Below are 15,377 nucleotides of genomic sequence, written 5' to 3'. Positions count from 1 at the left end.
GCTCCTAATGGTTGTGCGGATCAAAACCGCCTTTAGCTAGTTCTGATGCGACAAAAAATGCTCCTTGAGTAACGACTTTAGTGCCCTCAGCTAATCCTTTAATTTCACGAAGCTGACCAAACCGTCGGCCACGTTCAATTTCAGTTGCTATAAGTTCACCGTCTTCATCTTGCACATATACCGCCCAATCACCATCTGGGTTCCTAAGTAGAGCTTGCTCTGGTACTGCCAACACTTGTTGCTCAGTTGAAAATTCAAAATACACGTCACTAAACATCCCTGGGTGTAATTGATGCTGGCTGTTTTGTACACTTAAACGCACAATCCGTGAACGAGTGATCTGATCTATAGTGTGTGCTTCTTGGATCACCTTGGCTGGGTATGTGAATTGATTCACTTTCACTTGCGCTATTGTCCCTGTATCAATATTAATGGTTTGATTTGCCGACAATTGCGCTTCAACCCACAGTAGACTTTCATCAGCAATCAGCATCAGTTCAATTCCCGCATCGACCCGCTGCCCTTGTGCAAAATTATCACTGAGCACAGCCCCTGACGTACCAGCAAATAATGTGTACTCCCCCAGTTTATCGGCTGGGCTGACCGCACTTTGCGCAATTGCTTTAGCCGATAAACCAAACGCCACAAGTTGACTGTGAGCCACTTCATATTCGGCCTTGGCTGTGAGTAAGCGTTTTTCGCTCACCGTACCTTTGCCCATTTTTTGCACCCGCTGCCACTGTGCTTTAGCTAATCGATAAGTGGTTTGTGCACTGGCGACCTCGGCACTAAATAAAGTCACTAACGGTGCGCCTACTTGAATATGTTGTCCTAAGGTTGCGTGACGTTTCACCACAATTGAATCTACCCGTGGCGACAACACATAACTGCTATAACCATTAGCTTTGATTTCACCAGGGGCATACAACTGCGCTTGATAAGTGCGCTTCACTAATGGGCTGATCTGCACATTTGCTAAACGCATTTGTGTCGGGGTTAAACGTACCCCGCCGGCTTGATCATGTTCAACATTCTCACTCTGTTGTACTGCTGTGGTAGCACTATGATCAAGGGCTGCATCTGGTGTATGAGCGTGCGGTGCTTCTTCACTGTGTTGATGACCTGTTTTTGTATCATCAAACTTTTGTTGTGCAACAGTGGTTGCCTGCCCTAAATTGCTAAAAATAAATAGCAGAGCAGAAAGAATAATTTTTAAGCGCGTCATAGTGCAGCTCCATCAGTTAGGGGATCCGTAAAGGTAGAAATATAATGGCTAAGTTGACCACTTTGCGTTAACCAATTCACACTCGCCAGTTGGCTTTGCTGAACAATTTCAATGCCAGCAAGTAATCCTGAAATACGCTGTTGGCGCATGGTTAGGTACTCAGCGGTACTTATATCACCGCTTTGCCATTGTTGCTCTATCAACGTAAGGCTGCTATCTGCATTTGCTTGGTTAATCGACTGCCAACGCTTAACGCGCTGAGCGTACGCTTGCATCACCTCTTTACTGGCTTGCGCTTGAAACGTCATAGTGCGCTTTAAAGCTTGATATTCGGCTTCTTTTGACATCACCATAAATTCTGCAGCTTGGTATTCATCGCTAAAATTATTCACTATATTCAGCGGCATAGAAAAACTCACAGAGACAAGGTTATCATCACCATTTTTACCTGCTACAAGCCCAATGGTTGGTTTGACGGCTCGCTCTGCTTTGATCACCTTTACTTGCTGACGCTGTTGTTGCCATTGTGATTTCACCAGCAAAAGTTGTGGATGTTGGACCACATTTTCAGTATCTGTAGTGAGTTTAATACCACTGAGTAACTGTTCAGGTGTCAGCTGTCCATCTTCGTGCCACGTTGGTAACAGTGCCTGCACAGCTAATTTAGCATCTGCATAAGCACTGGCTTGTTGGGCGGTTTGATTCAATATTTCTGATAGTGAGTACAATGCTAATTGTTCATCCAGCAACCCGACTTCTCCGGCCGCTCGACGGCGCTTAACCACGGTAACTAAACGCTCTAATTGCTGCTCTTGCTGTTGCGCTAACTGAAAAGCTGCTTTACTACTGCGCCAATTAATAAGCGCAATCAGGGTTTGTTCAACTAATTGTAAATACGTTAATTGCAAACGCTGCTGCTGTGCAACCAGTGTAAGTAGCGCCGCACTGTGTTGTGCCTGTTGTTGATCATTAATATCAAATGTTTGGCTCAGCCCAATACTAAAATTATTAGCATCGCCTTCTTTTTCAATACTCGACTCAAGGTTTGGATTATATAGAGATTGCCCTGCGGCTCGCACAGATGCAGTGGCACTTTGCAGCTGCTGAAAATCAGCCTGTAAATTTGGGTGTTGTTTTAATTGCAACAACAACCAGGTTAAATCGGCGGTATTATGCGTTGGCGCAGCCAATGCGGGTGGTGCAGCTAATACAGTCGCACACAGACAAGCAAACCCAAATGGTTTGTATAAATTCATAACATATACTCTTACTAAATAAATCGGTGACCATGATGTTGGCCAGCTAAAAATTAACTTAGTGAGTGAGTAATTGGAGGGCGTAGATCAGGAATAAGCAGACGCGAATTAAATGCAGGGGCGTTCAAACTAATAATGTCGTAGCTTGGTAAATTGACATGCTGCTGCCACGGCTCAGTAAAAAATGCGGGGATATGACATACATGACAATGCGCATCATCGGCGTTATCAGCTAAGGCTTGGCTTAATTGCTGATGTTGCAGTTGGTGAATATCATGATCGTTATTGACAGAGCAGTGTTCGTCTAATTGACTTTGTTGATATAATAATTGCGAGGTTACATTAATAGCAGTGTTATGATCAGCCACGTCAAAACTATCCAGCACAGGCTGAAGTAGTACAAACGCTAAAACTAACAACACTAATTGCTTCAAGCAATATATCCTTTGAACGATTTCCAAGCTAACTTAACACATCTTTTCGTTACTGAAAAGTGCTTAACCGCTCGCGACAGATGCCAACTTTATGCCGCTGGCTAATTCAGCAATGCTCATTTAGTATTGTAGTATCAATATAATAACAACTTAGGCAATACTCAATATGGCTCATCAACATTCTCATAGTCATCACAATGACGACCAAAGTGATCGTCAGCTAGGCTTCGCTGTTTTTATCAATGTGCTACTTACTATTGCCCAAGTTGTTGGCGGTCTCATCTCTGGCAGTCTGTCTTTAATTGCCGATGCATTGCATAATCTCAGTGATGCAGCGGCTATTTTTATCACATTAATCGCCCGTAGAATTGGTAATAAACCCGCTAACGAGCACTATCATTTTGGTTATAAACGTGCAGAAATTTTAGCCACATTGTTAAACAGCAGCACCTTAATCATTATTGGTGGATTTTTAATACTAGAAGCCATTGACAGCTATTTTAACCCAACCCCAATCGATGGCTGGATTGTAGTGTGGGTGGCAGCATTAGCACTAGTAATTGATGTTGCGACGGCGGTGTTGACCTTTCGTGCGGGGGCAAAAAATAGCATGAATATTCGCGCTGCATTTATTCATAATGTGTCTGATGCTATGGCCTCGATCGTGGTAATTGTGGCTGGTACCTTAATTATTCTCTATCAATGGTATATTGTTGATTTGATTGCCACAGTATTCATTTCGGCATATGTAATTTATCACGGGGTATTACTACTGATTGAAAGTTGCAAAATTCTTATGCAAGCTGCGCCCAATAACTTTAATCGTGAAGCAATCACTAATGCGTTACAAAAGCACTTTACAATTAGCCAAGTACACAGCATTAAAGCCTGGCAAATTGATGAGAAAACAACCTGTTGTGAACTGGTGATCATAGCTACACAGCCACTTGATATTGACGCAATTAAAGACTATTTACACCATGAATTTGCTATTGAGCAATGTATTATTGAATATAAACAGCCACAATAACAAACCATGATGCGAACTCATAATTGCATTTAATCGGATTTTTATTGAAAACAGCTCGCGTTCTCATTTATCATCGCATCTTTATTTTTATAAATATCATAGGATATCTGTGTTGTTAAAGCTGTGGTTACGCCGTACTCATTTAATACTGACATTAGTTAGTGGGCTGTTTTTGATCTGTTTAAGCATCACCGGCGCTATTTTAATTTACGCAAAAGACATTCAGCAAATCATTAATCCGCAATATTGGACAGTAACCCCGCAATCAACACCACTGGCCTATCCGGTGCTTATCAATACGCTGGCTGTTCACTCCAAACAAAATGTCACTTTACTTATGCCAGAGCAGCAGCCCACTGTTGCATGGCAAGCCCAGCTTGCTGATAAAAACTATATCAGCGTTAACCCATATACCGGACAAGTACTGCTCAAATATGATTATTACAGTACAGTGTATGGCTTTACCATGGCCGTTCATCGTTGGCTATTATACCAAGATGCAGATGGCAAAAAGCCGCTGCGCAATTGGGTCTCTATCTGTGCGTTAATTTTTATTATCAATATATTCGTTGGCGTATACATGTGGCTTAAACCTAAAAATCGCCTAAAACGTTTAGTAATAAAACCCAAGGCTAAATTACGTATTTTGCTTTACCAACTCCATACAGTGATTGGCATGTATCTGTTTATCCCTCTTATTTTAATTGCCTTTACTGGTATGGCATTTCACTGGAAAGACGAGACCAAAGCAGTGCTTGAGTTTGTAACACAAAATAATGTAGAGGCACGCCCTAAAGCGCCGGAACTCGAGGTGCCAAATATAATCAATGGCGATAACTTTGCAGTGGCTATACAAAACGCATTAGCTGTATTTCCTGAGGCTGAATTATTTCGTATCTATTTGCCTAAAAAAGCCAGCGACCCAGTTGCACTTAGAGTAAGAAACCCTGATGAAAGTCATGCTTATAGTTGGGTATGGGCCGATCAATACACCGGTCAAGTCCTGCAATCTTACGATGCCTCAAAGGCCAACCTTACAACTCGCGCGTGGAATTTTAAATACAAATTTCATATTGGCGATTTTGCCGGTTTTTTGGTGCAAATGTTATGGCTATTGGTTGCACTACTGCCTGCTTTTTTTACTATCAGCGGGGGTTACTTTTGGTATAAGCGCCATTATAGATAACTCAGCATTATAACGTTTTAATAAATCAGCTCGCACTGGTGATGTTGAACAATAACTTTAAGTTCACACCACCAGTAACACTGTCAGATCAACTCATGCCACCCTTACCTTTCAAATAACTGCCGTTCCTGACTCGATGTAAATGTACTTTTTGCCTTGTGGCAACTCATACTTTAAACAAGTGACGTTGCTTTATTTTTCCTATTTTAGCTCCTAAAATTAATCGTACCAATTACATGGAATTAATCACTTATTAGCGCATCAGGAAAAAAGCTTAAGGACGAGAGCTATGAAAAGTGTTCTATTATTATTTATAATCAACCACTTGTGCTTTTTTATAGCAGCCGAGTTTTTTACTGGCACCTTGAGCAAACTATCAGGTAATAGCTTTCTCTCAGTGATAGGAATCATTTATGCCTTTGTGGGTTTTCCACTCCAGCTACTTATTGAGCTACTACTGCTTATTGGTTTTTGTTATCAACTTTTTAATGTCGGAAAATATCAAGCAAGTGCGCCGCTTTGGTTGGCATTTTTTGCAAGCATAATGCTGATGTTTAACTTTTTTGAATAGCAAAAAACAAAATGCAATTGATAATAACTATCAATACCCTTGCCTTTACACTTCTTTACACTTATTATTGCGCCAATAAAAACAGCAATATCTCATAATTACATAGTCGTAAAGGATCTTCATGTTTAAAACCTCTTTCACTTTATTAGCCCTCGCTGTAAGCACTGCCACTTTTGCCGATGAAGCAATCAATAAAAACCAATTAACCGATGCACAAATGGAGCGTGTGGTTGTCTCTGGTAGCCGTGTTTTTGAAAGCATTGATGAGGTTCCCGCATCAATTACTATTATCAATCAACAGCAAATCGAAGAGCATTTAAAAGTAAATCCAGAGCTACAAAGCTTACTTGCGCAAATGGTGCCGGGCCTTGCTCCTGATACAGGTAGTTCGAGTAATACCGGGCAAACGCTGCGTGGTCGTGCACCACTTATAATGATTGACGGCGTGCCGCAATCAACCCCACTGCGTAATGGCTCTTTAGGTATAAAGAGCCTCGACCCAAGTGCTATCGGCCGCATTGAGGTGATCAAAGGTGCCACCTCTATTTACGGTAACGGTGCATCAGGTGGTATTATTAATTACATCACTAAACAAGCAAAAAGTGATGGTAAAACCGAAGGTGAAATAAGTTTATCGAGTCGCTTTAGTGCGGTAAAACTTGAGGAAAGTGCCGGTGCAAGGCTATCAGCAGCCATTAATGGCCGTGCTGACAAATTTAGCTATTTAGTTACTGCCAGCTATGAAGAAAATGGCGTACAACGCGATGCCCTGGGTGACATACTCGGTTTACAATATGGTTTATCTGACGCAGTTACACAAAACTACTTTACTAAATTGGGCTATGATTTTGATGACGAAAAACAGCTACAATTTAGTTATAACTACTTCAGTTCGCAGCAAAAAACTGACCTTGGCGATGTTGCTGGCGATATCAGCTTAGGCGAAAAAACCTACGCAATCCATGTACCACCTGAATTACAAAAACAAGGTAAACCACAAGGCCCCGAAGGCAACGAAAATATCACCCTAAAGTACATAGACTACGCGCTATTTGATAACACCCAAATGACCTTAGATCTTTATATGCAAGATATAGAAAACGTGTTTTTCTTCTCCCCCAATCTTGCTAATCAAGACGAAAATTATGACGGCGGCCAGTCAATTATAAGATCTGAGAAAAAAGGCGCACGCGCAACATTTAATACCCTAATAGATTTTGATTCTATCGAAGCCTCATTTATTTATGGTATCGATGCATTAACCGATGTGACTTCGCAGCCACTTGTTGATGGCCGTATCTGGGTTCCAGAAATGGATATGCAAAGTGTTGCTGGCTTTTTACAAACCAAATGGGTGATTGCTGATGACCTTATTGTCAAAGCCGGTGTTCGCAAAGAAAGCATTGATTTAACTGTAGACGATTACCGCACACTTAAACTATGTAAAACGCCAACTCAGTGCTCAGTACCTATTAACGTTAAAGGCGACACTATAGATTACGATGCGACAACCTATAATGTTGGTATTAAGTACAACCTTGATGAAAAATTCAGCCCATTTTTAAGCTACTCACAAGGCTCCGATATTTCAGATATTGGCCGTCTGTTACGTGCTGCCACGGTAAACGATATTGGACAGATCCAAACTGAAGCCTCGATCATCGACAACTATGAAATTGGTTTTAATTCACAATTTGATAATGTACGTATTGAAGTTGCCGCATATCGTAGTACCTCTGAACTTGGCACAACCAATAAATTTAATGAAGTGACCGGCGTATATGAACCAGTGCGAGCACCACAGGAAATTTGGGGCTACGAAACACTGGTAGATTATACAATTTCTGCAAACCTAAAATTACTGGCAACGTATAGCTATGTTGAAGGTAAAAACACCGAAGCAGATGTTTATTTAGGTTCTAAACAGATCAGCCCACCAAAAGCGACAGCTAACCTAAACTGGCAACCTAGTGATACTATGTCACTAACATTAAGTTACCTGTATGTCGGCGATAGAAAACGCTTTGCAGCAAATGACGATGGCAAATATGTGGGCGATCAGGGCCCTGTCGAAAATTATAATATTTTTAACTTAACTGGCCAATACCAATTTGCTGATAACTGGCAAGGGTTTGCAGGTATCGAGAACTTATTTAACGAAGATTACTTTCCAGCCCGTGCTCAGTCATATACATTCGGCGGCTACAACATCAAAGGTTTAGGAACAACAGCAACTGTTGGCGTTAAATATAAATTTTAAGCATCATTAAACTCGTTCATTGCGCGGTGCAATGAACGAGCCTTTCTTAATTTCATCTTTAACCTTAAATATAAATAGCAATCTGTTCACAAAGCAACCAACAATGCAAACTTAAACGAGAATCACACGCAATATTAACCATATGATTTAAAAGGAAAATACTTGCAATTTTGTGATTTTACACTAAACTTGTCGCAATTATGAATTTCAAGGTAGGCCGTTATGAAAGGTAATCAAAAAGTTATCGACAGCTTTAACACATTGCTTGCAAATGAACTTGCAGCAATCGATCAATATTTTATCCACTCACGTATGTACGATGATTGGGGTTTAGATAAACTTTATGTACGCCTTAATCATGAAATGGAAGAAGAAAAAGATCACGCTGATTGGTTAATTAAGCGTATTTTATTCCTCGAAGGCGTACCAAACATGACCAAACGCCGTGATCTTATTATTGGTCATGATGTTAAATCAATGATGCAAAATGACTTAACCCTAGAGCTTGAAGTCGTTGAATGTGTTAAAGAAGTAATTGCAGTCTGTGAGCAAGAAAAAGACTATCAGTCACGTGAGATCCTTGAAAAGCTATTATTCGATACCGAAGAAGATCATGTTTACTGGCTTGAACAACAACTTGGTTTGATTGATAAAATTGGTAGCCAAAACTATCACCAATCACAAATGGGCGAATAGGAGCTAAATTATGAAAGGCGATAAAGACGTTCTTGTTGCATTAAATAAAATACTGGCAAATGAATTAGTTGCCATTAATCAATACTTTTTGCATGCCCGTATGTTTAAAGATTTTGGTTTTAGCGTATTAGACAAAGCTGATTACAAAACCTCGATTCAAAAAATGAAAAACGCTGACCGTTTAATTGAGCGTATTTTATTTTTAGAAGGCTTACCTAATCTTCAAGATCTTGGCCGTTTACGCATTGGCGAAAACAGCGAAGAAATGATTGCTTGCAACATGAGTTTTGAACTAGATTCATTGGTTGATCTAAAAGATGCGATCAAACTTGCTGAAAGTAAAAAAGATTATATTAGCCGCGAAGCGCTCGATAACATTTTATCTGAGCAAGAAGAGCAAATTGACTGGCTAGAAACGCAACAACAGTTAATTAAAAGCACCGGTATTGAAAACTACCTGCAGTCGCAAATGTAACGTTTGGTTAATATCAAAAAAAGCAGCTTAGGCTGCTTTTTTAGTTTTTATAATACAAATAAATGTCACTGAGATTAAACAATTACCAGCAATAGCTACGCCACTTGCTCAGTAATATCAGCGATTTGGATAAGTTTACGATTGAGGATCTTTTTAGTACAGCCGCAGCATTTGCCGCACTGGCTACCGACTTTAAGCTCTTTAGAAAGCTCGCGCATTGTAGTCGCACCTTCGTCGATTGTTTGTTCAATTTTTTTATCTGTCACACCGTGACATAAACAGATATACATGAATACAAACCACTCTCAATTACATTCGAGCTTGTATATTAATCTAAACGTAAACAGTTCGCAATTAATAATCGCATAAAATTGAGAATTATTTTTATTTGCTTAATTTCATATAGTTTTAGATGATCACCGCAATCCGGTTAAAACTTAAGAGGCTGATATGTGCCACTTCATGAAATAACTCATATCTAACTGTTATTTTCTTCTAGCCACTCATTCATGTCATTCAATAACGCAGGAAGCAGCTTTTCCAGAAGTGAAAACTCTTTTTCAATATCTAGTTGCCCCTTGCTTGCTTGTAATTCAATCTCTGCAAACAAACTTCTTAACCTGTCGGCGCTTATCTCACCACATAAACCTTTAAGAGAATGCGCAACTTGACGAACTTGTTCATAATTATGATCATCGACAAATTCTGTTAGTTGGTTAAATTTTTCAGGTGCTGTTTTAATAAACATAGTACAAATTTTAATAAGCAAAGCTTCTTTGTTAAGTAAACGAGAAAGTGCAGCACCATGATCCCATAACACTTCTTTTTCAGCCAAAATTTCAGTGACCGGATGTTCATTTTTTTCGTAATTAGATAATGCCCACTCTATTACTTTAGCTTGCGCCTCATTTGCTTGAATAGGCTTACTAATATAGTCGTTCATGCCAACCGATAAACACTTTTCTTTTTCGCCCATCATGGCGTTAGCTGTCATAGCAATAATAGGTATATTTATAAACTCATTACCGGCATCTCCTGCACGAATTTTCTCACAAGCTTGGTAACCATTTAAGATAGGCATTTGACAATCCATCAAAATACAACGTATTGGCTTGCCTTCTATGCGACTAAATTTTAACGCTTCTATTGCTTGCTCACCGTTACTTGCTGTTTTTACATAAATTGGTAAAAACTCAAGTGATCCAACTGCTACTGCGATATTTATCTCATTATCATCAACAATTAATATACTACACCCATCAATTTGCTCTAAAGTTCGTACTGGTATATTACTGTTTTCGCTTGCTTCTACTGTAAGTAACTGCAATTGATCAACCTTACTCAGAGTTAATCCAGTCGCTCTTAGTAAATCACTTTGTGTGAATGGTTTACTAATTGTGGTGACCTTACTTGAAATACCTTTAGGTAATGGCGATCCGGGTTTGTGTAACACAACAATTTTAATGTTTGAATTATGGTGCATGAAGCCATCAATTATTTGTTCTAACTCACCACTTTTATTGTCTTCTGCATCTAAGAAAATAATGTCATAAGGTTCAGCAGTTATATCTGCTAAATCTTCAAAATTTGAGTACTCGACCTCGCCCCCTTCATGACGAATTAACTGCCCTAATAGCTCTTGAGATTCTTTATTATTATTAATAACTAAGACTTTTTTAGACAAATAATGCTTGTTCTGTGGTGTATTCTCACTACTTTCACTATCAATTATTATCTCAAAACTAAACGTACTGCCCTTAAGTGGGACCGAGTTCACTTTTATATCGCCCCCCATCATCAGGCATAACTTTTTACATATTGATAATCCGAGTCCCGTACCGCCAGACTCAGCGGTTATAGAGCTATCAGCTTGGTTAAATGCATTAAACAGATGCTGCTGGGCACTATATTCAATGCCTTCGCCGGTGTCTTGAACGCTAATGAGTAATTTGTGTTTTTGATCCTCAATCTTTTCTGATTCAACTTTGATCTTTATGAAACCACGCTCTGTAAATTTAATCGCATTATTAATTAAATTATTGATTATTTGGGTTAACCTTAATGGGTCTGATACAGCTCGCTGGCAATTTAAACCTCGTGTATCAAGATAAACCTCAAGCTCTTTATCAAAGGCTAATATGGCGCACGATTCAACTAAGCCTTCAATCAAATATTTGGGATTAAATGTTTTTAAGTTTAATTCAAATTTACCCGCTTCAATCTTAGACAAATCCAATATATCGTTTATCAACAAGTTTAAATTAGTGGCACTTAACTCCATCAGACTAATCAACCTACGTGATTTTTCTGGTAATTCTTCACGCTTTAAAATATTTAATGTTCCAATCACACCATTAAGTGGGGTTCTTAGTTCATGGCTGATATTAGAAATATATGCGCTTTTAATATCACTATTTATGACAGCCTGCTCTTTCGCTTCAGCAAGGTCTTTCGTTCTGTTTCTAACTTTTGACTCAAGCTCTGAGTTCAAACGTTTTACCTTAACTTCGGCCGCTTTTTCTTTACTAATATCCCTAATAATAAGTGCAAGGCCATTGAGTGCAAACTGCTCAGAAAATACCGGGCTTACAGAAATAGCAAAAAAGTAAGATTGCCCATTTACCTCTACGGACCGTTCATCTTTGATTTGTGATTTCGAGTTTTCCAAATCAGCAATATACTTATCTATCGGCAGCTGTTGGAGTAATATCAATTCATTAGTATGCATACCTATAGATAAAGATTTAGACGTTGATAATAATCGCTCTGCACTAAAGTTAAGGCTGGTTAGTTCACTTTGAAGATTTAATCCAACAATGGCATCAATTGAACCATCGACAATGGCTGATGACTCTCTACGTGCTTCAGCTAGCACCTGGCTTTTGGTTGCATTTCGATAAAAAGTAATAAGCAGTATTGCAGTAAAAAAGATGATTACCAATAAAAACCCATAAGTCAAAAGCCGTTTATCACTAATCATATTATCGATATACAGCTTTGGAACGACAGTACTTAAATCAATATAACTAAACTTTTTCCCTGGTCGCATTTGAACTGTATCGGAAAACATATAGTATTGTTCGCCCACTTTTTGCTTCGAATCCACACGATAAAGTCCTTGATATTGGATCGACTGCTCATATAGCGTATCCCATGTGATGTTCGGTGCTAAATCTCTTGTAAATCGATACTTTTCGATAGGGTGATATAAAAAGTCGCCTTCAGAGCTGCTAATTATAAGCTGAGAATAGTCAAACACTGTGGTTGTTAATTTTTCAATTAAGGTATTTGCGCTAACGTTCATAATTAAGAAAGCAAAACGCTTACCTTCTTCACTGTAAATAGGGATAGAAAACCGTAACATCGGCTTATATGGAAATGTCACTTCTCCAAACTCGCGATTCAACGACATAGGCGATAAATATATTTGCTTAGCTTCAAGCTGCGAACTCGGTAAAAAATACAGCTCCCCACTTTTGGGTTGTAACGAATAATCGGGTACAGCCTCAACTGAAGCACCTCGGCGCTGCACACGAATAAGCTCTTCTCCTGTTGCGGTAACGGCAATAACACGCAATTGCTCAATATTTAAATTATTTTCCATAAAGCCAATAAAGATAGTTTCTAATCGCTCTTTCCACTGTTTATAAGTGGTTCCATCATATGGGTCTATACCATTATTATAATGGGCTCTTGGTAACCCTGAAATCGGCGGTGTAGAGTGTAAAAAACTAATATCTGATTTTGATCGAGATATAAATGAAGTCACCACCTCCCTTAATCGCTGATTTGTTGTTGAAAACTCGCTGTCTATTTGCGTTAACACATCTTTTTTTACATGCGTTTCAAATAGTAAAACCGCCAAAACCAACAACAGACCAAAAAAGAACGTGATCCACCTAAGAAACGTCTTTGAAGATACAACTGACTTATTTGCTTTCATGGAAATATTCATCTTTAGCCCTTTGTTACTAATGCTTAGTTAGGGGATTACACCACTTTAATAGTACCGCTCTTAAACACTCATAACTTATTGGTTTGCCGATAAAATCATCCATACCAGATTCAAAACAACGCTGCTTATCGCTACCTAGTACATTTGCAGTTAAAGCTATTATCGGTGTTGTTAAAAAAGCTGGCATCGTTCTAATTTTAAGTGTTGCTTGAGGCCCATCAAGAACAGGCATTTGCATATCCATAAAAATAATATCAAATGCACACATTTCGCACTGTGCAATCGCCTGCTCACCATCACCGGCTATATTGATACAAGTGATATTAAACTCTTTCAAAAGCGCTTCAATAACAATTTGATTAATCTCATTGTCCTCAACAACTAATACGTTTAAGTTAGATAGATCAATCTCTTGCGGTGCTGGTAATTTAGTATTTTCATGTTGTCGACTCGCTTGTTTATCACCCCTTTGAGTCTTTAATTCAAAATAAAAAAGCGAGCCTTTACCAAGCTCACTTTCTACCTTTAAAGGTGCATCCATAAGCGCTAATAACTTACTGGTAATAGCTAAACCGAGGCCTGTTCCGCCAAATCGGCGTGTAATCGAGGTATCGGCCTGTGAAAAAGCTTCAAAGAGTGTCTCAATATGCTCGTGTGATATACCTATACCAGTGTCCGACACACCAAACGACAATATAAGCTCATTATTCGCCTCTTTCTGAACATTTACATTTAATGCAACACTTCCTCTTTCAGTAAATTTAATGGCATTGCCTAACAAATTTATAAGTACTTGCTTTATGCGTGTTTCATCTCCTGCAAAAATAATATTCTCTTCGTCTGTCGGCGATGAAACAAAAAGCTGCACTTGTTTTGCATTTGCTTGTTCACTAAATAGTAGCTTTAACTCATCTAGCATTTTATGTAAATCGATTGATTGGTTTTCAAGCTCAACTTTTGCGGCTTCAATTTTACTCAAATCGAGAATATCATTGATGATAACTAGCAGGCTGGCGCCTGAAGACTGAATAATCTCTAACATTCTTGCTTGTTTATCTGTCAAAGAGGTATTGCCAAGCTGTCGCGCCATCCCCAAAATTCCATTCATAGGAGTGCGGATCTCATGACTCATATTTGCCAAAAATTCAGATTTGACCTTAGAAGTATGTTCCGCTGCTTTTTTTGCAGAAATAAAGTCTTTACTTAACGCCCTGAAACGATTTGCAGCACCCGCTAACAAACCGATTTCATCTTTGCGTGTTAAATCGTGAATGGGCGCCGATAGGTCACCATTAAGAAAGCTTTGAAAACTTTTGGTCAATAGTTTAATAGCATGTGCTATATGAAAGTGAAAAAATAACGCTAGTCCAATGATATACAAGATAGCGCCTACTCCGAGTAGCTGTAAAACATACTCTGTTTTTGAAATACTAACTGAGCCGGTTTCTTTTATTGTAATTAAACGTGACAGTGACTGCTCTCTAAGTGTATTTGCTAATGCACTAAACTCAATGGCATCACCCGCCATAACAACATTAACTAGACTTAAATAGTTACGATTTGCTTGGACGCTTTTAGTAAAAGCTTGCTGGTAATCTACAGCTAACTGAACTGTTGGGTTTTCGATCCTGTTTTGCTGCTTTTGCAAAGCTAATTTGGAGCTTGAGAGACTTTGCAGCGCCTTAATGACTTGTTGACGCTTAGAATAGTCCTTTTTAGTTAAATAAAGCTGCGCATTGTGGTGTAATGTGTGCCATATATTTATATTTTGCGTAATTAACAACTTATCTTTTAAATCTGCGGTCAGTTGTAGTAAGCCTGTTAAATGGGCAACAGCGCCTAAATAAATACGTGGCAGCTCTGTATCTATCAATGCTGTTTTTATATTATAGCGCTTTTTTAGCACGCTTAGATTATCACCATACCTAAGCACGAGTTCAGACATGGCATCGATATAAATTTTATCGTCAACTTCATTATTTTTTTTATCTATTGCTTTTAAACGCTGGTCAATACTTTGGTAGTTCTGTTCAATCTTAGCAAATACCGCATCACTCCCTGATGCGCCATAGACCGAAATATCACGTTGCATTTCAACAATATCTTTGTTTATTCGTAAAATACCAATGGCATGACTACTAATATCCGTAATATTATTTACCGATGTATCAATTGCTTCTAAGCGTTTATCCATGACGATGTAGCTGATACTGAGTGTAATTACCACCAGTGCTAACGCTAATGTCATTTTCGCTGCAATAGAACGCGATATTAAATGTACCAAACGAC

General features: G+C 38.9%; 12 protein-coding genes. 6 read left to right on the top strand and 6 right to left on the bottom strand.

Features of this window, described 5'->3' with window-relative positions:
• Positions 1–4: 4 nt before the first annotated feature.
• Genes H5232_RS06840 through H5232_RS06830 form a run of 3 tightly spaced genes read right to left on the bottom strand, consistent with a single transcriptional unit; the run spans position 5 to position 2,915 of the window.
• Entirely contained in the window at positions 5–1,225 is a 1,221-nt protein-coding gene (locus tag H5232_RS06840; protein ID WP_182830692.1) for an efflux RND transporter periplasmic adaptor subunit, read from the bottom strand.
• Positions 1,222–2,481, bottom strand: a complete 1,260-nt coding sequence (locus H5232_RS06835) for a TolC family protein (RefSeq protein ID WP_182730856.1) — start codon at positions 2,479–2,481, stop codon at positions 1,222–1,224. Before H5232_RS06835 ends, H5232_RS06840 begins: the two co-directional genes overlap by 4 nt.
• 53 nt (positions 2,482–2,534) lie before the next feature.
• On the bottom strand, positions 2,535–2,915 hold the full coding sequence (locus H5232_RS06830) for a hypothetical protein (protein WP_182830691.1): 381 nt from the start codon (positions 2,913–2,915) through the stop codon (positions 2,535–2,537).
• A gap of 166 nt (positions 2,916–3,081) precedes the next feature.
• Between H5232_RS06830 and H5232_RS06825 the strand changes: the two genes are divergently transcribed.
• The 6 genes from H5232_RS06825 (at position 3,082) to bfr (H5232_RS06800) (ending at position 9,133) form a co-directional block, all read left to right on the top strand.
• Positions 3,082–3,945, top strand: coding sequence for a cation diffusion facilitator family transporter (locus H5232_RS06825; RefSeq protein WP_182830690.1), 864 nt, complete (start codon positions 3,082–3,084; stop codon positions 3,943–3,945).
• A 112-nt stretch (positions 3,946–4,057) separates the two neighbouring features.
• Positions 4,058–5,131, top strand: a complete 1,074-nt coding sequence (locus H5232_RS06820) for a PepSY domain-containing protein (RefSeq protein ID WP_182830699.1) — start codon at positions 4,058–4,060, stop codon at positions 5,129–5,131.
• Between the two features lie 289 nt (positions 5,132–5,420).
• Positions 5,421–5,702: a hypothetical protein gene (locus H5232_RS06815; protein ID WP_149980079.1), complete on the top strand. Its 282-nt coding sequence runs from the start codon at positions 5,421–5,423 to the stop codon at positions 5,700–5,702.
• A gap of 121 nt (positions 5,703–5,823) precedes the next feature.
• Positions 5,824–7,962: a TonB-dependent receptor gene (locus H5232_RS06810; RefSeq protein ID WP_182830689.1), complete on the top strand. Its 2,139-nt coding sequence runs from the start codon at positions 5,824–5,826 to the stop codon at positions 7,960–7,962.
• Between the two features lie 222 nt (positions 7,963–8,184).
• Complete coding sequence (gene bfr, locus H5232_RS06805; RefSeq protein WP_149980077.1) at positions 8,185–8,658, top strand: bacterioferritin; 474 nt, start codon at positions 8,185–8,187, stop codon at positions 8,656–8,658.
• Between the two features lie 10 nt (positions 8,659–8,668).
• Positions 8,669–9,133: a bacterioferritin gene (bfr, locus tag H5232_RS06800; protein WP_182739583.1), complete on the top strand. Its 465-nt coding sequence runs from the start codon at positions 8,669–8,671 to the stop codon at positions 9,131–9,133.
• Positions 9,134–9,228: 95 nt separating this feature from the next.
• On the opposite strand, the gene H5232_RS06795 is transcribed toward bfr (H5232_RS06800), so the two are convergent.
• From H5232_RS06795 to H5232_RS06785, 3 genes are all read right to left on the bottom strand, one after another.
• The gene (locus H5232_RS06795; RefSeq protein WP_145236256.1) at positions 9,229–9,423 is read right to left on the bottom strand and encodes a (2Fe-2S)-binding protein; all 195 of its coding nucleotides are present in this window, start codon (positions 9,421–9,423) and stop codon (positions 9,229–9,231) included.
• Positions 9,424–9,611: 188 nt separating this feature from the next.
• Positions 9,612–13,088 (bottom strand): ATP-binding protein, encoded by a 3,477-nt coding sequence (locus H5232_RS06790; protein ID WP_182830688.1) that lies wholly within the window; start codon positions 13,086–13,088, stop codon positions 9,612–9,614.
• Between the two features lie 16 nt (positions 13,089–13,104).
• Entirely contained in the window at positions 13,105–15,372 is a 2,268-nt protein-coding gene (locus H5232_RS06785; protein ID WP_182830687.1) for an ATP-binding protein, read from the bottom strand.
• Between the last annotated feature and the right edge of the window lie 5 nt (positions 15,373–15,377).

Source organism: Pseudoalteromonas sp. SG41-5 (genome assembly GCF_014164495.1).
GTDB lineage: Bacteria > Pseudomonadota > Gammaproteobacteria > Enterobacterales > Alteromonadaceae > Pseudoalteromonas > Pseudoalteromonas rhizosphaerae.
Note: the sequence above shows the minus strand (reverse complement) of the source record. Positions and strands in the feature narration are given on the sequence as shown.